Raw genomic sequence first — 19,125 nt, 5'->3', positions numbered from 1 at the left:
AATAATTTCGGAAGACGATACAAAGTAGCCGGGCTAAGTTGTTAGTAAACCGATATCCATGTGATAACCATGGGTATCGGTTTTTTTTTCTTTATGGTAGTTAATTGTTTTCCAAGAGTAATTATTTAGAAAGGACAATGGTGATAGAATTGTTTCAAAAATTAATCTTATCGGAAGATGTACAAAACATCTTAAACAATTGTAAAAACGTCATTGCACCAAAAACAAGGGAAGAATTATTGGTATTAACCTTTGGTAATAATGCAAATGACACATTTGAGGTAAAATATGAAGTAGATGGTAAAGGCTCCGTTAGTGAGGCCACGGTTACCCGCTGCAAAAATGGGGCTGTCATCAACTATCCGGATGATTATATGAGAAGACGCGATCCGGATTGTCTATTGGTAGCCGATGAATTGGGGACAGATAAACCAACGTACGATGATGTATATAAAGATGATTTTGCTCCTCTGCGTGAAGCTACCTTAACATGGCTAAAAGAACAGGAAATAATGGTAATACCTTTTATGGCCGGAGGTATGGAATACGGTTATGAAGCTTTATTAGTGGCTCCGTTGAATGCAGCATTTTTTGGTGCGGCATTGGCTGATTTACAGGGATTTATTAATTTAGATAAGATAGAGAAAGAATTTAAACCAAAAGCTGTTGTATATTTGGCACCACCTTTTAGGCATACTCATTTTAACGGCAAACAGATAGTTATTCACAACCGATTAACTGATTTACACGAAGTTTTTTCATATAACTTATATCCAGGGCCCAGTGCTAAAAAAGGCATCTATGGTGTTCTCCTTAACATTGGAGAGAAAGAGGGATGGACTACGGTTCATGCTTCTACGGTAAAAGTTATAACCCCATATGATAATGAAATTGTAATTATGCATGAGGGAGCTTCCGGTGGCGGTAAAAGTGAAATGGTGGAAAATATTCACAGGGAATTGGATGGAAGGGTTATCTTGGGCAGTAATACTGTAACCAAAGAGAAAAATTATATCGAACTCATTGATACCTGCGAACTTAGACCGGTTACCGATGATATGGCCATCTGTCATCCTGCAATGCAAAATGATAGTAAAAAGCTGGTAGTAAAAGATGCGGAAGCTGGATGGTTTTTACGTCTGGATCATATTAAAAAATACGGAACTTCTCCTCAGTTTGAAAGCATTTTTACACAACCCTCAGAACCATTGGTATTTCTAAATGTACAGGGTGTGCCGAAAGCCACCTGCCTGGTATGGGAACATACATTAGACTCGGATGGTAAACCTTGTCCGAATCCCAGAGTAATTTTACCTAGGCATTTGGTACCTAATATTGTAAATGAACCGGTTGAGGTCGATGTAAGAAGTTTCGGTGTAAGAACTCCACCTTGTACAAAAGAGAATCCTAGTTATGGTATCCTTGGATTATTTCATATATTACCTCCGGCTCTTGCTTGGATATGGAGGCTTGTAGCACCTAGAGGTTATAATAATCCAAGTATTACTTCTTCTAATATCATGACCAGTGAAGGGGTAGGTTCTTACTGGCCGTTTGCTACGGGTAAAATGGTAACCCAGGCCAACTTACTCTTAGAGCAGATTAAAAATTCTTCTCATACAAGATATGTATTAATACCAAACCAGCACATTGGAGCTTATGAGGTAGGATTTATGCCTCAGTGGATCGCTAGGGAATATATAGCCAGAAGAGGCGGGGCAAAATTCAAACCCGAACATCTTGTGGAAGCCAGATGTAAACTGTTAGGTTATTGTCATGATTCGTTAAAAATAGATGGACATTATATCAGAAAAGCCTTTTTACAGCCGGAGGTGCAGGCTGAGGTAGGAACGGAAGGATATGATAAAGGTGCACAGATTTTGGTTGATTTCTTTAAAAGAGAAATGACTAAATTTGACAATGAAAATCTTGATCCCTTAGGAAAAGCAATTATTTCATGTTTTTTAAGAGACGGTACTTTAGAAGAGTTAAATCAAATAATTCCAATGAGGTACTAATGTATTAGTGAATATGGTTTTCGATTCTGGAACATACTTATGGTGTAGTAAAAACTAATCTAGGTTAAGTTTTGTGGTATAGATAGAAAACTATCCTAATTACCGAAACAACAAATTAGTAAGGAGATTGATATGCCAAAAGATAGTCAGCCGGATAATAAAAAAGCAAGAATGGAAAAAGCAAATGGTCAGACTCCCATAACCCGTGAAAATCAAAATCACAATAAAAATGCAAAAAGACAATCAATCAAAAATAATGATGTTTAGGGGGTAAAATATGGCTAAAGCAGGTATGAGACGTCCGGATCCAAGTGAACCCCATGGAACAGAAGGCGGACCTGGTACACACATGCAAAAAAATGATGTGAAACCTGTTCCGGAGATTCAGGGCAAAGCTAAGGCTGGACATGAGAAAGCGAATCCGATTAAAATTGATGGTAAATGGTAATTGTTAAACAAAGGGAGCTGTTAATATGTAATTTATAGCAGCTCTCTTTTGTTGGAAATCTGTTATTGTACACTCCCCTGCAAAAAGCAGCAATTCCATGAACAGTAACGGAAATCTCTTATTGTATCTTAATGGAAAAAGCAGTTTATATTTTGTTATTCGTTAAAATATTGTATAATCATATTGTACGTATAGTGAATCATTTGATAAAATGTAGAAATTAATTTACCTGTATAAAGGATAATAAAAATTAAATCATTTAAATGGAGATTAATGCTCTAAATGAACAGGAGCCCGGATGAAAGAAAAAAATACTAAATATAGTTTGATAATTGGATTTTTTATTGCATTGATTAATTTTCTATTGCTTCTAATAGGAGTGAGATTTGTGCTTATACATGCTGTGATATTGCAGAATGTCATTGCTTATAGCATTCTCTCCTTGATATTAGGAGGAATCACCGCTGTATTGATTTATTTTCGTTTAAAGCTTGCTGTTATTATTTATTTTTCGGGGATTATAATTGGATTTATTAATTTATTTGCCATGTTTATTAAAGACACCAACGGATGGGGGGATCTGACTGGATTTATGTCTTATCTTGCCTGGTTAATTATAGGTTTCCTATCCGGTTTAATGATCCAATTCGTTTTATATCTTTATAAAAAGATAAGACAAAAATAAAAAGTATAGATAGAATTTTTATGAGCTAAGGGCTTTTGTATAATTCATTCAGTACAATAGTAAGACAGACTATGTGGGAAAACATAAAAACATATCCCGCTTATTACAACTACAAGTATACTGCCTGGTAGATTATACAACAGCCCTTTGTATTAACAAAACTGACGTTAAGCTAAGCCCACCTAAAAGAAACCGATTCTATGCAAAACTGCTAAGTCCCAGTTCTTTCCGTTTTTTTTCAATGTGATCTACATAAATTTGAATGGTTTTTTCAGCATCCAGTTCAACCACAACTTTACCAAGACCAAGGGTTTCCGTTGTTTCTGTTAAAGTTTTTACGACAACATCGCTGCCTGTAATGGATGGAACGGGAGCTACATGAACGAGCCAGCCAAGAGCAACTGCAGTGCAGGCATCGGCCACGGCTTTTTGTTCCAGATATTCCGGAGCACCGATTACTAATGGTAGTTTATTGGTATCAATGTTTAGGGCATCAGCCAGTTCTTTAGCGGTATGTGTCATTTTACCGATATCAACACAGGCACCATAAGATAAAACTGGGGGGATGCCTAATTTTTTACACACTGCTTTCAGGCCATCTCCGCATTCCTCTGCAGCTTTAGGATCTGTTAATCCGGTGTATTCCATAACAGAGGAAGTACATCCGCCTGATAAAACAAGTATATTATTTTTAATTAAACCTTTTGTGATTTTAAAAATATTACTGCCGCCTTGTCCGAAACGTGCGGTAGTACAGCCGACAATGGTTGCAATGCCACGAATATTACCGTTTGTTATCTGCTCGATTAAAGGATCAAAACTTCCGCCTAAAGCATTACGCACCGATTCGGTACTAAAACCGACAGTACAGTTTGATTTGTAGGGAGGAATATAGGTTTTACGTTTTTCTGATTTACGTTTTTTAAAGGTTTCAATTGCCATATCCAGTGCCTTTGCTGCCTGCTCCTCCATTTTTTCAGGAATAAAGTCCAAGGTTTCGGTACCCTGTAGTTTTATTACAGGATGAGTGCTTAGAAGTTTAGTACCAAAACGTTTTGCAAATAACGGCATGGTAGGTACCGTACAGTTGTAATCAAACATAAACATATCAACGACCCCGGTTGCAAGCAGGTATTCCTGGGACAGCCATTCTCCTTCCTGCCCGCCGTATCCGCTTTGATTATGGGTTCCTTCATAGTTCATTAACTGCTGTCCCTCGCAGACATGGCCCAATATCTGGATTCCATCTGCACCGGCTTCTTTTGCCTTAGCCTGCCATTCTTTCGTGGAAGCCATATCAATGGCAACATGAGCTAATAAAGGCATATGGCCGTTAGTTACAATATTAACCATATTTTCTTTTAACAAGCCCATATTCTGATGCTTTTCTGTTATTTCCTGAGTTCCCATAAGGATTTCCTGAATAATATCAAGAAGGAACAGACCTTGATATTCATTTGCAACACCAAGTCGTACACTGTTTAACAGGAATTCAACCGGATCTGAGTTAAAGTTTGTCATACACCTGGTCTGGGCGTAAGCAATTTCACTATATCCGCCACCAGGAAAAAGCTCCAGTTCTTTCCAGAGTTCTTTTCTTTTAGTCGGAGCAAATGCTTCCACGGTTTTTGACGGTTCATAATAAGGCAGATGAATATCATCCATTACCCATTGGGCAAAATGAACGGCCAGTTTCTGAATGGATTCACTGGTATCCAGACCAGCCATATTTGCATATTTTTTTAATTTTTCAGAATCTCTTATCTTTAATCCGCTGCCTGGATGTTCACCGGCAGCTTTTAGGGTTCTGGCAGCCTGTTCGCAGTGGAAAATATTTGCGGAAGTACCAATGGTAACATGGCGGTATACAAAATTTCTGGCAACCATGGTATGGGCATCTACACCGCAGGTACCCCTGGGGACTTTATCGTTAATTCGACAGGGACCGTTAGCACATAACTGACAGGACAGGCCCTCAATACAAAACTTACACTGTATTGGCTGCTGCTGACTGAAACGATCAAATACATTGGTCATTCCGGCATCATGAACTACTTTATACATTTCACGCATTGCCGGATCGATAATAACATTTAACGGGTAACCCTCTTTTGACTGATCGTCTTTTTTTATATGTTCCCTTTGCCATTTATGGACTTCTTTCATGGACGGCGATCCCTCAATAATATCGTAATCCACTTGAATACGGTTATGGATATCCGTGTGAGTATTGGGATCATTGGATGCTTCATTGGTAAGTTTACCGCCAAAGGTCGTATTATCTCCGCGCATGGTTTTTGCGCTGTTTTCAAATGATTCCATTATATTTTTATCAGACATAATGATTCCTCCTAAGGGATTATTTGTCATTAGGTTTTGTCAATCAAATTGATTTTATACTTTTGATCTTGATTAAAATAAAGATCAAAAGAAAATTTCAGGAAACTATTGCATTTATTATATCCGAGTATTATAATAGGGATTAAAATAGTAGGAATTAAAATAGTGGGAATTAAAATCATGACAATTAATTCGTCCAAAGTTTTAAGGAAAGGAAAACAGGTGGAAGCAATGCCAAATAAACTATTGGAAATAAATAATCTGCAGGTAAGTGCAGAAGGTAAAATTATATTAAATAACTTAAATCTTACGGTGAATCAGGGAGAAGTTCATGTAATAATGGGTCCAAACGGCGCCGGTAAATCAACCTTAGGTTATGCCGTTATGGGACATCCAGGGTTTAAAGTAAACCAGGGAAACATCTATTTTGAGGGAGAGAATATTACAGAGGAAAAAGCTGATGTCCGGGCTAAAAAGGGAATATTCCTTTCTTTTCAGAATCCGGAGGAATTATCCGGTATCACTTTGGAGAATTTTTTAAGGACCACCCAATCAGCGGTTACCGGTAAATCCATTCGTATAATGGCTTTTAAAAAAGAACTAGGTAAAACGATGGAAAACCTAAATATGGATAAAGATTATGCCACCAGATATCTGAACGTGGGTTTTTCAGGCGGAGAAAAGAAAAAATCAGAAATCCTGCAAATGCTTTTATTGAATCCGAAGCTTGCCATATTGGACGAAACAGACTCCGGACTGGATGTGGATGCTGTCAAAATAGTTTCCAAGGGTGTAGAAACCTTCAAAAATAATAAAAATTCTATTGTTGTAATAACCCATAATACAAAAATACTGGAATATCTGCCGGTGGACAGGGTACATATCCTGCAAAACGGAACTATAATAAAGTCTGGAGATGTCTCCCTGATTGAGCGGGTAAATAGATACGGATTCCGGGAATTTACACCTGCGATATAGGTAACTGCAAACTTTACAATTACTTATATCGGATCAAATCAGAAAGGGGAATTCGTTATGGATTTAGAAAAGAATAAAACCTATATTGAAGATATAGACCGGAGTATTTATGATATCAAAGATCAGGTCAAAGCTTCTTTTACTTCGAAAAGGGGACTTACATTTGGTATTGTGAATACCATATCATTAGAAAAAAACGATCCAAAATGGATGAGGGATTTCCGCCAGGAATCCTTAAAAGTATATCAGCGGCTGGAACTTCCGGGATGGGGACCAAGTCTTTCGGATTTAAATATGGAGGATATTGTTACTTATATACGGCCTGATACAAAGATGCAGGTAAGTTGGGAAGAGGTACCGGAGGATATTAAAAATACGTTTGAACGCCTTGGAATACCCCAGGCGGAAAGGACTTCTCTGGCCGGAGTAGGTGCCCAATATGATTCCGAAGTAGTTTATCATAATGTAAGAGAGGAAGTAAAAAGTTTAGGTGTCATTTATACGGATATGGAGAGTGCTTTACGTGAGTACGAAGATATGGTCAGAAAACATTTTATGAAGTTAGTTACACCGGATACCCATAAATTCGCAGCCTTACACGGCGCGGTTTGGTCAGGGGGCTCTTTTGTATATGTACCACCCGGGGTATCCGTAGAAATCCCGCTGCAGTCGTATTTCAGATTAAACGCACCGGGAGCCGGACAGTTTGAGCATACCTTAATAATAGTTGATAAGGGAGCCAGCCTGCATTTTATAGAGGGATGTTCCGCACCAAAATATAATGTAGCCAATCTGCATGCCGGCTGTGTTGAATTATATGTTGGGGAAAATGCCAGATTGCGATATTCCACCATAGAAAACTGGTCTAAGAATATGTACAATTTAAATACGAAAAGGGCGATAGTGGATAAAGGAGGAACCATGGAATGGGTATCCGGTTCTTTTGGCTCCCATGTTTCATACCTTTACCCTACCAGCATATTAAACGGCGAAAATTCAAAAATGGAATATACCGGTATTACTTTTGCAGGTAAAGGACAGAACCTGGATACCGGGGTATCGGTAGTGCATAAGGCACCTAATACCTCATCCCATATGAATGCCAAATCTATTTCCAAAGATGGAGGATGGAGTACGTTCCGGAGTGCTGTAATCATCGAGGATGCTGCTTCACATGGTAAATCTTCCGTATCCTGTGAATCCCTTATGTTGGACGGTAATTCCAGGTCGGATACCATACCGGTCATGGATATCAGAAATGATGAAGTTGATATCGGCCATGAGGCTAAGATAGGAAGAATCAGTGATGATACCGTTTTTTATCTCATGAGCAGAGGGTTAAGTGAAACAGAAGCCAGAGCTATGATTGTAAATGGATTTGCGGAGCCAATTGCGAAAGAGCTGCCTTTGGAATATGCTGTAGAGATGAATCACTTAATACAACTGGAGATGGAAGGCAGTATCGGTTAAAGGTTCTGATAACAAGGAGGAAAACCTATGAATTTACAATTAAATAATATGAATAAACTTCCCGTCAGAACATGGAGCTGGCTGGGTATCAATGAGGTATCCTTAAAGGAAAACATACCGGAGATTACGGCATATAATAAAGAACCATTCAAATCCGGTAAAACACTGCCGGACAGTTTAATACTGACCGATAATCTTAATTCCGAAACTTTGATAGCATCCATAAATACCGGAATGGGAGAGGACGCAATCAAATTTGTGAAAGAATATAAAAACAGTGGTATATCGCTTCGTATACCGGAAGGTACTAAGGTAAAAGAACCAATCTATTTAGATTACCGGTTGGAGAAAGATAATTCTACTGTTGTAGATTTGAATCATATTATAGCAGAAGAGAACAGTGAAATTACGGTTGTTCTTTCTTACCGTTCCGAAGAAGATGAAACAATGTTTCATAGCGGAGTAACTTATCTTTATGCAGGCAAAAACGCAGTTATAAACTTAATCCAGGTACAATTGCTCGGAGATAAGGCAAATCATTTAAATAACGTATGTGCTAAGCTGGACGGCGGCACAATTCATTATAACCAGAGTGAATTAGGAAGTTTTAAGTCCATAAGCAGTGTATATGCTGATTTATCAGGAGATAACAGCAATATGGATATTAGTACCATATTTTTTGGTGATTTTAACCGGTCACTGGACTTTAACTATGTAGTAAATCACATTGGCAAAATGACACAAAGCAAGATAACAATGAACGGTGCTTTACTTGACCATAGCAGTAAAGTATTCAAGGGCACGCTGGATTTTAAAAAAGGAGCTTCCGGTTCCATAGGGCAGGAAAGGGAAAATACCCTGTTATTCAGCCCGAAGATCAGGAACATATCAGCACCATTAATTTTATGCGCAGAAGAGAATGTTGAAGGGAAACATGCTGCTAACAGCGGAAAGATAGATGAAAATAAGTTGTTTTATATGATGTCCAGAGGACTCGATGAAATATCTGCAAAAAAACTCATGATAGAGGCCTGGTTTGACCCGGTTATCAGTGAAATTCCTTTCTCCTTTCTGAGGTCGGATATTACTGAATATGTGAAAAGGAGGTTAAGTCATGTATAATCAGTTTAGAAAAGATTTTCCCATACTTAATAGTACATTTCATGGAAAACCACTTATTTATCTGGACAATGCGGCTACCAGTCAAAAACCAAATTCTGTATTAAAAGCAGAAGGGGAATATTACCAAAAACATAATGCCAATCCATACCGGGGATTGTATGAACTAAGTGTGGAGGCTACGGATGCTTATGAAAGGGCCAGGAAAGTGGCAGCTGAATTTATTCATGCAGATAACCCAAGCGAAGTTATCTTTACAAAGAACACCACGGAGGCGTTGAATTTGATTGCCTATAGCTACGGTAGATCAGTTTTAAATAGCGGAGATGAAATAGTTTTATCCATATCGGAACATCACAGTAATATTATTCCGTGGCAGCAGGCAGCTAAAGAAAAAGGTGCAGTTTTAACTTATCTTTATCTGAATGAAGAGGGTCATATCTTAGAGGAGGATTTGGAGAAGAAAATAACTGAAAACACTAAGATTGTTTCGGTTGCTCATGTATCCAACGTTCTGGGTACAATACATCCTATTGAAAAAATAATACAAAAAGCCCATAGTGTTGGTGCAGTAGTTGTTTTGGATACAGCCCAGGGAATTCCCCATTATCCGGTGGATGTAAAGCAGCTGGATGTAGATTTTCTTGTTTTTTCCGGACATAAGATGCTGGCACCCATGGGAATCGGGGTATTATACGGAAAAGAGAAATTATTAAATGCCATGCCTCCCTTTTTAACCGGAGGTGAAATGATAGAATATGTGTCCGAACAGGTTGCAACCTTTGCACCGCTTCCTCATAAATTTGAAGCAGGAACTCCCAATGTAGGCGGTGCTGTGGGATTAGCTGCCGCTATGGAATATATTAATCAAATCGGTTATGAAACCATACAAAAGACGGAGGAGGAACTAACCGGTTATGCTTTAGAGGAACTGAATAAACTTTGGGATATAACTATTTACGGCGATAAAGCCAATAATGGCAAAAGAAGCGGCGTTATTTCCTTTAACGTAGACGGAATACATCCCCATGATACTGCATCCATCCTGGATGGTGATGGAATAGCCATTCGGGCAGGACATCACTGTGCCCAGCCATTAATGAAATATTTGAAAGTTCCGGCTACCTGCAGAATCAGCTTTTATTTTTACAATACAAAAGAGGAAATTGATCTATTTATCCAAAGTCTCAAAAAAGTAAGGAGATGGTTAGGTTATGGGAATTGAACAAATATATACCGAGGTTTTACACGAGCATATGAATTCCAAGCGGAATAAGCACCACATAGATAATCCGACCATGACACGAAATGGAGTGAATCCAAATTGCGGAGATGAAATACAATTAGAAATCCGCTTAAAAAACGGTGTAATAGAAGATGCCGGGTTTACTGGCAGCGGCTGTGCCATATCCCAGGCATCGGCTTCTATCATGGTAGACTTGATTAAAGGAAAACCGGTAGAAGAAGCTAAAAGTTTGGCCGATACTTTCTTTGCTATGATTAAGCAGGAGATTACGGAGGAAGAAAAACTGGAGATTTTAGAAGATGCTGTAGTTCTAAAAGATATCTCACATATGCCTGCAAGAGTAAAATGTGCTGTTTTAGGCTGGCATACCCTAAAAGATTGCATTGAAACCAGTTAATAGCTATAGAGCCTGTTTTTTGCTTGAGGGTACAAAGAATTAATTATCCAATAAATACCCTGATGAAAACAGGCTCTAATTTTATGATATAAATTATCATGGAAATAAGTTTATGTACTGATTTAAAGTTATACTAAATATAAATATTTAAGTATAATTGTAACTTATTATGAATTTTATGTTATTTTTAAATCAGGTATATTTTTTTAAGAAAAATATTATGTATTCGAATTAACGAATCAGTTGCTTAATCTTCTAATTTAATTACAGAAACCGGACAATTTTCTTTGGCTTCTATTGCTTCGTTTCTATTTTCCTGCGACACTTCTTCTGCATAAACTTCAGCATATGCTTCTTTTGACATTTTAAATACTGTGGGACAGATGTCTGTACATAAGCCACATCCAATACATCCTTTTTTGGCAATTACCGCTCTCATAACTTGGTCCTCCATTTTATTATTTATTTGCCATAAGTCATGGCGATACCCCTCATTCCAAATGGCATAGTATAAGAAAAAAATAGCTAAAATAAGTACATTTACAAAATAATTTTATCAGAATCCATATTTATTGACAATAAATAGAATTTGTTAAATCTGATAAAATTTGTAAATTTTGATAGATTAACGTAAAAATAAAATATTTATACTTAATTAATAAATGATATTCCTTTATATGTGATATAATAATTCCAGTGTAATTTAAGGAGGAATATGTATGACAACATTTGAAGAGTTATACCGCAGATTAGTTGAAGAATCTTTAATAAATAATGATAAAAAACCAGACTTGCAGGATTATGATCCCCATCATCTGGACTGTTTGTTAAATCCTGATAAATATGCTCCGGTCATTAAAATAGGCAACTGCGACTGCCCGCCGGATAAGCCCTCTGCATGTTCGGAAAGCTGTATATTTAATGCAATCACAAAGGACAAAGATGGTGTTATTACGATTGATAAAGATCAATGTGTGGGATGTTATGCATGTATAGATAATTGTAAATCCGAAAAATTGACTGCAAGCAGGGATATATTACCTGCGCTGGAAGCAATCCGTTCAGCAAAAGGACCGGTTTATGCATTGATTGCTCCTGCATTTTTAGGACAATTCAGTAAGGATGTTACACCGGGTAAACTGCGTACCGCATTTAAAAAGCTGGGTTTCGCGGGTATGATTGAAGTTGCTCTTTTTGCAGATATACTGACATTAAAGGAAGCATTGGAATTTGATAAAAATATACTTACCGAATCGGATTATCAGCTGACCAGCTGCTGCTGCCCTATGTGGATTGCTATGATAAGAAAAGTATATAATGAATTGATGCCTCATGTACCCGGAGCAGTATCACCTATGATAGCCAGCGGAAGAACGATTAAAGTACTGCACCCGGATGCAATTACTATATTTATCGGACCATGTCTGGCTAAAAAAGCAGAAGCCAGGGAAAAAGATATTGCAGATGCGGTGGATTACGTATTAACTTTCCAGGAAGTACATGATATATTTGAATTTGCGCATATTGATCCCTCCAAAATGAAAGAGAGCGAAAAAGACCATTCTTCAAGAGCAGGCAGGATTTATGCCAGAACAGGAGGTGTCAGTGAAGCAGTTGAGAAAACTGTGGAACGCCTAAATCCGAATCGTAAAATTCATATACGGACCCAGCAGGCAGATGGAGTACCGGCATGCCGTGAGATGATTAATCAACTTAAAGAAGGAAAAACGAATGCTAATTTCTTTGAGGGAATGGGCTGCAACGGTGGCTGCGTTGGCGGACCTAAAGTTATGATTGATCAACAGGAAGGGAAAAAACATGTCAATGAATACGGCGATTTGGCTAACTTTCCTACCCCTATTGACAACCCATATGTAATTGAATTACTGCACAGGCTGGGATTTGATACGGTAGAAAGTCTTTTGGAACACAGTGATATTTTCACCAGAGAGTTCAGTTGAATCTGATATGGGCTGTTTGTACAGCCCTATTAAGACGAGAAAAGCAATCAAAAGATAAAATGGATTTACAGGGGAGGTATGAGTATGCAGGACAATTTACTACATAGAAAAGAAAGACTTATTATTACAACGATTGAAATCATTGATGAACTGGGTTTACAAAGATTATCAACCAGAGAGATTGCCAAAAGGGAGGGTGTCTCAGAAGCTACTATATTCAGGCACTTTAAAAGTAAAAACGAATTGCTGCTTGCAGTTTTAGAAAATTTTTCGGAATTTGACCATGATATCTTTCAGTCAGTTAAACTGAAGAAACTTCCGCCCAGGGAAGCAATTAATTTCCTTATCCGTTCACATGTCGAATATTATGAAAACTATCCGGCGATTACTTCAATTTTATTGAATTTCGATGAATTAAGACATGAACAGTTACTGGAGGATAAAGTAAATTGCATTATTAAGAACCGTACGGAATATTTAAAAGAATTATTTGAAGAAGCAAAGAAAGTGGGAGAAATTAATCCTGCTGTTGAGCTTGATTATATTCCGGATGAAATATTCGGGACCATTATTATGATATGTATGAAATGGAAAATGGATGGCCGCCGGTTTTCTTTAAAGGAAAGAACATTATCAACCTTGAATCAGATTTTGGATGCTTTCTCAAAATAATAGGAATTTAATTATTTGAATGCTGCCGGATATCATGTCTTTGGCAGCTTTTTTATTGCATAGAAAGTTCTCCGAACTTCCCTATGCAATAAAAAGCCCGACCGGCAGGATGCGCATGACGCGCCAGACTCTTTCTTATTTGCCAATGCTAATCTCTATAGGTGACATAGTCACGGATTCCTCCATGTTAAGATGATAAGATATCCCTATAAAATAAATTACAAAAAGTTGCATTCCACAGGTTAGGATCTTATCACAGATTTATGACAAACGGAATCAACTTACTAATGGAGGTAAATATGAATAAAATCATTGTTGTTGGTGGAGTGGCAGGGGGAGCTTCTGCTGCGGCGCGTCTTAGAAGGTTAAATGAAGATGCCCAGATAATTATCTTTGAACGCGGTGAATATATTTCATTTGCCAATTGTGGTCTGCCTTATTATATCGGTGGGGATATTACTGATAAAGATGCACTTACTTTACAAACACCGGAGAGTTTTCATAGCAGGTTTCGAATCGACGTAAGAGTTCTACAGGAAGTAACTCATATTGACAAAAGGAACAAAATAGTAACAATAAAAAATTTGAAAACCAATGAAACCTATGAAGAAAGTTATGACAAATTAATATTATCCCCCGGTGCCGAGCCGGCAAAACCTGCTATAGCAGGTGCCGACAATCCAAAGGTATTCACCTTGCGCAATATTCCGGACACTTACAAAATTAAGGATTATATTGATAAGGAAGATGTACGTTCAGCGGTTGTAGTCGGAGGCGGTTATATCGGGATTGAGATGGCAGAAAACCTTCATAACGCAGGCCTTAAAGTAACTGTTGTGGAATTTGCGGATCATGTTATTGCTCCCCTTGATTTTGATATGGCAGCAGACGTTCATAACCATATCAGAAGCAAAGGGGTAAATCTAATTCTGAAAGACGGAGTTAAGGAAATACAAAATCAGGAAAATAAACTAAAGGTATTTCTTGGCACAAAAGAAATCATTACCGATATGGTTATAATGTCGGTTGGTGTAAGACCTGAAAGTTCTCTTGCGGTAGATGCCGGTTTATCGGTAAATAACAGGGGGGCTATCCTGGTTAATGAGCATATGCAGACTTCCGATAAGGATATTTATGCGGTGGGAGATGCGATTGAAATCAGAGACTTTGTAACGGGAGAAGCAGGCTTTATTCCTCTCGCAGGGCCTGCCAATAAACAGGGAAGAATAGCGGCCGATCATATCTGCGGCATAAACAGCTCTTATCAAGGAACCCAGGGAACAGGAATTTTAAAATGTTTTGACTTGACGATAGCAACAACAGGGATTACAGAAACAAGAGCAAAACAATTAAATCTTAATTATGAGAAATCATTTACTTATTCCAATTCTCATGCATCGTATTATCCCGGAGCTGTTGGTATGTCTATAAAGCTGATTTTTCAAAAAGATGATGGTAAAGTAATCGGTGCGCAGATCGTGGGATATGATGGTGCAGATAAAAGAATGGATGTGCTTGCAACTGCCATGCGTGCAGGGATGACCGTATACGATCTGACTGAATTGGAATTAGCTTATGCTCCGCCTTTTTCTTCTGCGAAAGATCCGGTAAATATGGCAGGATTTACAGCAGAAAATATATTAAGAAATAAAGTGAAACTATTCCATTGGCATGATGTAGAGAAACTTCCCAGAGATGGCAGTGTCACTTTATTGGATGTTCGTACGGAACTTGAATACGACAATGGAACCATAGACGGATTCAGGCATATTTCCCTGGATGAATTACGCGATAATTTAACGAAACTGGATAAATCAAAACCGGTATACGTAACCTGCCAAATCGGATTACGTGGGTATATAGCATGCAGAATACTGGAACAGCATGGATATGAATGTTATAATTTATCCGGTGGTTATCGTTTATATCATAGTATTTTTGATAAAATAACTATGGTTACCCGGGATGAAGAAAGAGCCGCCGAGGAAGAAATAGTATCAGCCGCAGCTATTACCGGCCGGAAACCGGACAAAAAAGTAATTGAACTTAATGCCTGCGGATTACAGTGTCCCGGTCCTATTATGAAATTAGCCCAAGCTGTCAAGGAGGCAGAAGAAGAGGATATTATTGAAATATCTACAACAGATACAGCTTTTGCTGCAGATGTAGAAGCTTGGTGCAGAAGAACGGGAAATACTTTTATTGGTATTAATTCAGAAAGAGGAATAGCTAAGGCAGTCATTCAGAAAGGCTGTATAAATAAGCAAGCGGATAAGGATTGCAGGGATATTCCCTCGGAAGGAAATAATAAGAATATAATTGTATTTTCCGGTGATCTGGACAAAGCAATCGCTTCTTTTGTAATTGCCAATGCATCTGCCGCAATGGGGCGGAAAGTCAGTATGTTTTTCACTTTCTGGGGATTAAATATTTTAAGAAAACCGGAGAAAGTACCTGTAAAAAAGGATATTATCAGTAAAATGTTTGGATTTATGATGCCCAGAGGAAGTAAGAAATTATCCTTATCCAAAATGAATATGGGTGGTATGGGGGCTAAAATGATTCGTACTGTAATGAAAAATAAAAATGTAGACAGTCTGGAAAGCCTAATACAGGCATCCATTGATAATGGAGTTGAACTAATAGCCTGTACTATGAGTATGGATGTTATGGGAATTAAAATGGAAGAGCTGATTTCTGGAGTGAAACCCGGCGGTGCGGCTGCTATGCTTGCAAATGCAGAGGAATCCGATATGTCCTTATTTATCTCATAATATATTTTATTCCGGCCTAAAGCCAATAATCATCAAAGTTTTTAATATTTTATAATAAATTTAATTCGGGTATCATGATCCATGGGTTACATTGCTGATAATGTAGGAGCGGTAATGTGCATAAGAGAAATGGATTGGGATACCCGAATTTGTATATGACGGACCAGACTCTTTATTAATTAAAATTTAAATTATTAGAATGCATATATCTTATAAACTCGGAAATAATAATTTACTAGAAAAAGGAGCAGATATTTATGGAGATAACTTATTTAAGTATTATGAATAAAATTCAGACAGTGGATGAGCAGGATTTATATGATAAAATAATCGTTTTCATAGACATTCATCATCACCTATTAGAAGATGATAGCCCATCTAATTACTTGAATGAAATATCTAATAAAAAAATATTTAAAGATGCTCCTTTTTCTATGTTAAACAGACTGAAAGAAACCGAGCAGTCTCCGATTCATCATCCGGAGGGAAACGCCTTTAATCATACAATGCTGGTAGTGGATGAAGCAGCCGGAAGAAGAAATCATAGTAAAGATCCTGAAGCTTTTATGTGGGCGGCCCTTTTACATGATATCGGCAAACCTGATACGACTCGATACCGAAAAGGAAGAATAACTTCCTATGACCATGATACGGCCGGAGAAGCTCTGGCTAAGGAATTTCTTTTGTATTTTTCATGCAAAGAAAAGTTTGTTGAGAAAGTAATTAATTTGGTCAGATATCATATGCATATTCTGTATGTACTGAAAGATCTTCAGTTTGGTAATATAGAATTAATGAAACAGAAAGTTGACCTGCATGAATTGGCATTATTAGGTTTATGCGACAGACTGGGAAGGCTCAATCCCAACAGGGAAGAAGAGGGAAAAAATATAGACATATTTCTCTCTAAAGTTAATAAACGTGGAAAGGACAGGTAAAACTTATGGCAAAAAATAAAGATAACAAAGGAAGAAATAACATAAACAAAAAAGATCATCAATTAAAAACCACTGCATCGGTTAGTGATAATAAGACAGAAAATAAAGATAAAAATCAATAATTTTTAGTACACTAAAGCATTTATTATGCTGATTGCTAAGCTATATGTTAATCACTTATCAATCAGCAAATACATAACTGAAATATGTAGTGTAACAAAGAATTTTTAAAGATTAAACATACATGAATTTTATGTATATATTATCATCTTTGTCAATATATGCAATTCTATTAACTTCTATCAAATAAATATATATATTTAGTCCTGTAAATTTCTTTTTTTCAATTCCATATTTTCACTAAATCAGGTGATAAATGGGCCTATTCCGGTAATTTTATTGTGCATTCTATAGTAGTAAAAGTAATTATTTTGTAAATATAAGATTATTCGAAGATAAATTTGTTAAAATAGTATATAGATTATTTTTTTTGATGGATTTATTCTATGAAATAGTGTATTATTAATCCCGTAGCTTCAGGCGGAATGCGACAAAGAATGAATCAATGTGCTTTTGTAGTACATTTCCTGATATGGAGCTGCTTATGTTCCTGACTATTGCATAAGGTCAAATAATATTATAGGAGGACAAAATGAGAAAAACGAAAATTATTTGTACATTAGGACCATCAACAGATCGCGAGGGTGTTTTAAGAGAAATAGCTAAATCAGGTATGGATGTAGCCAGATTTAACTTCTCACATTCAGACCACACAGAGCACTTAAAACGTTTAAATAAGTTAATAGAAATAAGGGAAGAATTAGACCTTCCTATAGCCGCATTATTAGATACAAGAGGGCCGGAAATAAGAATCGGTAAATTTCGTGACAGTAAGATAACATTAACCAAAGGACAAACTTTTACCCTGACAACGAAACAAATCGAAGGCACCCCCTCCTGTGTATATGTAAATTATGAACATTTAGTACATGATATTAAACCGGGTGCCGTAGTATTAATCGATGACGGATTAATAGAATTAAACGTTAACAGCGTTACGGATACCGATATTATATGTACTGTAAATAATGATGGGACCATATCTGATAATAAGGGTGTTAACGTGCCTGGAACTAAGCTTTCTATGCCATTTATCAGTCAAAAAGACCGGGAAGATATTATATTTGGAATTCAGCATGGTTATGATTTTATTGCTGCCTCCTTTACCAGATGTGCGGAAGATATTATGGAAATACGCAGAATTATGGATGAATATAACTGTACCACAACCAATATTATTGCTAAGATTGAGAACCTGGAAGGCGTAGAAAATATAGATGAAATCATTGCTGTATCCGATGGTATTATGATTGCCCGCGGAGATATGGGAGTTGAAATTCCAAGTGAAGATGTACCGGTAATTCAGAAGATGATTATTAAAAAAGTATACAATGCAGGCAAACAGGTTATTACAGCGACGCAGATGTTAGATTCCATGATCAAAAATCCAAGGCCGACCAGAGCAGAGACAACGGATGTTGCAAATGCAATATATGACGGAACAAGCGCCATTATGCTTTCCGGAGAAACCGCAGCGGGACTGTATCCGGTAGAAGCAGTTCAGACCATGGTTCGTATTGCTTTACGTACAGAACAGGATATTGACTATAAGAAACGTTTCCATTTGTTAGACCATAAGGAAAATCCGGATATTACCGATGCAATCTCACATGCAACCTGTACTACGGCTCATGATTTAAATGCTAAAATGATCATAACCGTTACCAAATCGGGTAAAACAGCCAGAATGATTAGCCGTTACCGCCCGGCCTGTATGATTATCGGTTGTACCACGGAGAAACATGTATGCAGACAGCTGAGCTTATCCTGGGGTGTAACACCGATTCTGATTTCCGAAGAAAGAGATACCTTCGAATTATTTGAACATGCAATTGATGCAGTGGAGGAAAAAGGATATCTGCAAAAAGGTGAATTAACAGTTATAACTGCAGGTGTACCATTAAGAGTTTCAGGAACAACGAATTTAATTAAAGTTCATATTGCGGGAAATCAATATTA

The 19,125-nt window shown here is 37.3% G+C and carries 15 protein-coding genes and 1 pseudogene; 14 read left to right on the top strand and 2 right to left on the bottom strand.

Features of this window, described 5'->3' with window-relative positions; all coding sequences use genetic code 11:
* Window positions 1–140 precede the first annotated feature (140 nt).
* The 4 genes from RBU59_RS04520 (at window position 141) to RBU59_RS04505 (ending at window position 3,151) form a co-directional block, all read left to right on the top strand.
* Window positions 141–2,018 (top strand): DUF4914 family protein, encoded by a 1,878-nt coding sequence (locus tag RBU59_RS04520; protein ID WP_308148543.1) that lies wholly within the window; start codon window positions 141–143, stop codon window positions 2,016–2,018.
* 132 nt (window positions 2,019–2,150) lie between these two features.
* Window positions 2,151–2,285: a hypothetical protein gene (locus RBU59_RS04515; protein ID WP_281352829.1), complete on the top strand. Its 135-nt coding sequence runs from the start codon at window positions 2,151–2,153 to the stop codon at window positions 2,283–2,285.
* Window positions 2,286–2,295: 10 nt separating this feature from the next.
* The gene (locus tag RBU59_RS04510) at window positions 2,296–2,466 is read left to right on the top strand and encodes a hypothetical protein (RefSeq protein ID WP_308146685.1); all 171 of its coding nucleotides are present in this window, start codon (window positions 2,296–2,298) and stop codon (window positions 2,464–2,466) included.
* Window positions 2,467–2,764: 298 nt separating this feature from the next.
* Window positions 2,765–3,151, top strand: coding sequence for a hypothetical protein (locus RBU59_RS04505; protein ID WP_308146684.1), 387 nt, complete (start codon window positions 2,765–2,767; stop codon window positions 3,149–3,151).
* A 198-nt stretch (window positions 3,152–3,349) separates the two neighbouring features.
* Here the strand turns inward: RBU59_RS04505 and cooS are convergent, their stop codons facing one another.
* Window positions 3,350–5,491, bottom strand: coding sequence for an anaerobic carbon-monoxide dehydrogenase catalytic subunit (gene cooS, locus RBU59_RS04500; RefSeq protein WP_308146683.1), 2,142 nt, complete (start codon window positions 5,489–5,491; stop codon window positions 3,350–3,352).
* Window positions 5,492–5,722: 231 nt separating this feature from the next.
* Here cooS and sufC point away from each other — a divergent pair, with 231 nt between their 5' ends.
* From sufC to sufU, 5 genes are read left to right on the top strand one after another with little or no spacing between them, the layout of a single operon-like run.
* Window positions 5,723–6,469: a Fe-S cluster assembly ATPase SufC gene (gene sufC / locus RBU59_RS04495; RefSeq protein ID WP_308146682.1), complete on the top strand. Its 747-nt coding sequence runs from the start codon at window positions 5,723–5,725 to the stop codon at window positions 6,467–6,469.
* A 57-nt stretch (window positions 6,470–6,526) separates the two neighbouring features.
* On the top strand, window positions 6,527–7,939 hold the full coding sequence (gene sufB / locus RBU59_RS04490; protein WP_308146681.1) for a Fe-S cluster assembly protein SufB: 1,413 nt from the start codon (window positions 6,527–6,529) through the stop codon (window positions 7,937–7,939).
* Window positions 7,940–7,966: 27 nt separating this feature from the next.
* On the top strand, window positions 7,967–9,061 hold the full coding sequence (locus tag RBU59_RS04485) for a SufD family Fe-S cluster assembly protein (RefSeq protein WP_308146680.1): 1,095 nt from the start codon (window positions 7,967–7,969) through the stop codon (window positions 9,059–9,061).
* Window positions 9,054–10,283: a cysteine desulfurase gene (locus tag RBU59_RS04480; protein WP_308146679.1), complete on the top strand. Its 1,230-nt coding sequence runs from the start codon at window positions 9,054–9,056 to the stop codon at window positions 10,281–10,283. Before RBU59_RS04485 ends, RBU59_RS04480 begins: the two co-directional genes overlap by 8 nt.
* Window positions 10,273–10,701: a Fe-S cluster assembly sulfur transfer protein SufU gene (gene sufU, locus RBU59_RS04475; RefSeq protein WP_308146678.1), complete on the top strand. Its 429-nt coding sequence runs from the start codon at window positions 10,273–10,275 to the stop codon at window positions 10,699–10,701. The genes RBU59_RS04480 and sufU overlap by 11 nt, the downstream gene beginning before the upstream one ends.
* Before the next feature lie 247 nt (window positions 10,702–10,948).
* On the opposite strand, the gene RBU59_RS04470 is transcribed toward sufU, so the two are convergent.
* On the bottom strand, window positions 10,949–11,140 hold the full coding sequence (locus RBU59_RS04470) for a ferredoxin (protein WP_308146677.1): 192 nt from the start codon (window positions 11,138–11,140) through the stop codon (window positions 10,949–10,951).
* 280 nt (window positions 11,141–11,420) lie between these two features.
* On the opposite strand from RBU59_RS04470, the gene RBU59_RS04465 reads away from it, so the two are divergent.
* The 5 genes and pseudogenes from RBU59_RS04465 to pyk all read left to right on the top strand — a co-directional run.
* Window positions 11,421–12,662: a [Fe-Fe] hydrogenase large subunit C-terminal domain-containing protein gene (locus tag RBU59_RS04465; protein ID WP_308146676.1), complete on the top strand. Its 1,242-nt coding sequence runs from the start codon at window positions 11,421–11,423 to the stop codon at window positions 12,660–12,662.
* An 84-nt stretch (window positions 12,663–12,746) separates the two neighbouring features.
* The gene (locus RBU59_RS04460; protein ID WP_308146675.1) at window positions 12,747–13,334 is read left to right on the top strand and encodes a TetR/AcrR family transcriptional regulator; all 588 of its coding nucleotides are present in this window, start codon (window positions 12,747–12,749) and stop codon (window positions 13,332–13,334) included.
* A 299-nt stretch (window positions 13,335–13,633) separates the two neighbouring features.
* Entirely contained in the window at window positions 13,634–16,108 is a 2,475-nt protein-coding gene (locus RBU59_RS04455) for a CoA-disulfide reductase (protein ID WP_308146674.1), read from the top strand.
* Window positions 16,109–16,365: 257 nt separating this feature from the next.
* Complete coding sequence (locus RBU59_RS04450; protein ID WP_308146673.1) at window positions 16,366–17,046, top strand: HDIG domain-containing metalloprotein; 681 nt, start codon at window positions 16,366–16,368, stop codon at window positions 17,044–17,046.
* Between the two features lie 652 nt (window positions 17,047–17,698).
* Window positions 17,699–19,117, top strand: a pseudogene (gene pyk, locus RBU59_RS04445) (pyruvate kinase); the annotation flags it as partial.
* Window positions 19,118–19,125: the final 8 nt, after the last annotated feature.

The organism is Anaerocolumna sp. MB42-C2, from assembly GCF_030913705.1.
Taxonomy (GTDB): Bacteria; Bacillota; Clostridia; order Lachnospirales; family Lachnospiraceae; genus Anaerocolumna.
The sequence above is the reverse complement of the archived record's forward strand: the minus strand, read 5'-3'. Positions and strand labels throughout refer to the sequence as shown.

What these genes read in the sequence shown, in the direction of transcription:
- RBU59_RS04455 (WP_308146674.1), top strand. Translation starts at nt 13,634, where the DNA reads ATGAATAAAATCATTGTTGTTGGTGGAGTGGCAGGGGGAGCTTCTGCT.
- RBU59_RS04470 (WP_308146677.1), bottom strand. Translation starts at nt 11,140, where the DNA reads ATGAGAGCGGTAATTGCCAAAAAAGGATGTATTGGATGTGGCTTATGT.
- RBU59_RS04480 (WP_308146679.1), top strand. Translation starts at nt 9,054, where the DNA reads ATGTATAATCAGTTTAGAAAAGATTTTCCCATACTTAATAGTACATTT.
- RBU59_RS04515 (WP_281352829.1), top strand. Translation starts at nt 2,151, where the DNA reads ATGCCAAAAGATAGTCAGCCGGATAATAAAAAAGCAAGAATGGAAAAA.
- RBU59_RS04485 (WP_308146680.1), top strand. Translation starts at nt 7,967, where the DNA reads ATGAATTTACAATTAAATAATATGAATAAACTTCCCGTCAGAACATGG.
- sufU (WP_308146678.1), top strand. Translation starts at nt 10,273, where the DNA reads ATGGGAATTGAACAAATATATACCGAGGTTTTACACGAGCATATGAAT.
- RBU59_RS04465 (WP_308146676.1), top strand. Translation starts at nt 11,421, where the DNA reads ATGACAACATTTGAAGAGTTATACCGCAGATTAGTTGAAGAATCTTTA.
- cooS (WP_308146683.1), bottom strand. Translation starts at nt 5,491, where the DNA reads ATGTCTGATAAAAATATAATGGAATCATTTGAAAACAGCGCAAAAACC.
- RBU59_RS04460 (WP_308146675.1), top strand. Translation starts at nt 12,747, where the DNA reads ATGCAGGACAATTTACTACATAGAAAAGAAAGACTTATTATTACAACG.
- RBU59_RS04450 (WP_308146673.1), top strand. Translation starts at nt 16,366, where the DNA reads ATGGAGATAACTTATTTAAGTATTATGAATAAAATTCAGACAGTGGAT.
- sufC (WP_308146682.1), top strand. Translation starts at nt 5,723, where the DNA reads ATGCCAAATAAACTATTGGAAATAAATAATCTGCAGGTAAGTGCAGAA.
- RBU59_RS04505 (WP_308146684.1), top strand. Translation starts at nt 2,765, where the DNA reads ATGAAAGAAAAAAATACTAAATATAGTTTGATAATTGGATTTTTTATT.
- sufB (WP_308146681.1), top strand. Translation starts at nt 6,527, where the DNA reads ATGGATTTAGAAAAGAATAAAACCTATATTGAAGATATAGACCGGAGT.
- RBU59_RS04510 (WP_308146685.1), top strand. Translation starts at nt 2,296, where the DNA reads ATGGCTAAAGCAGGTATGAGACGTCCGGATCCAAGTGAACCCCATGGA.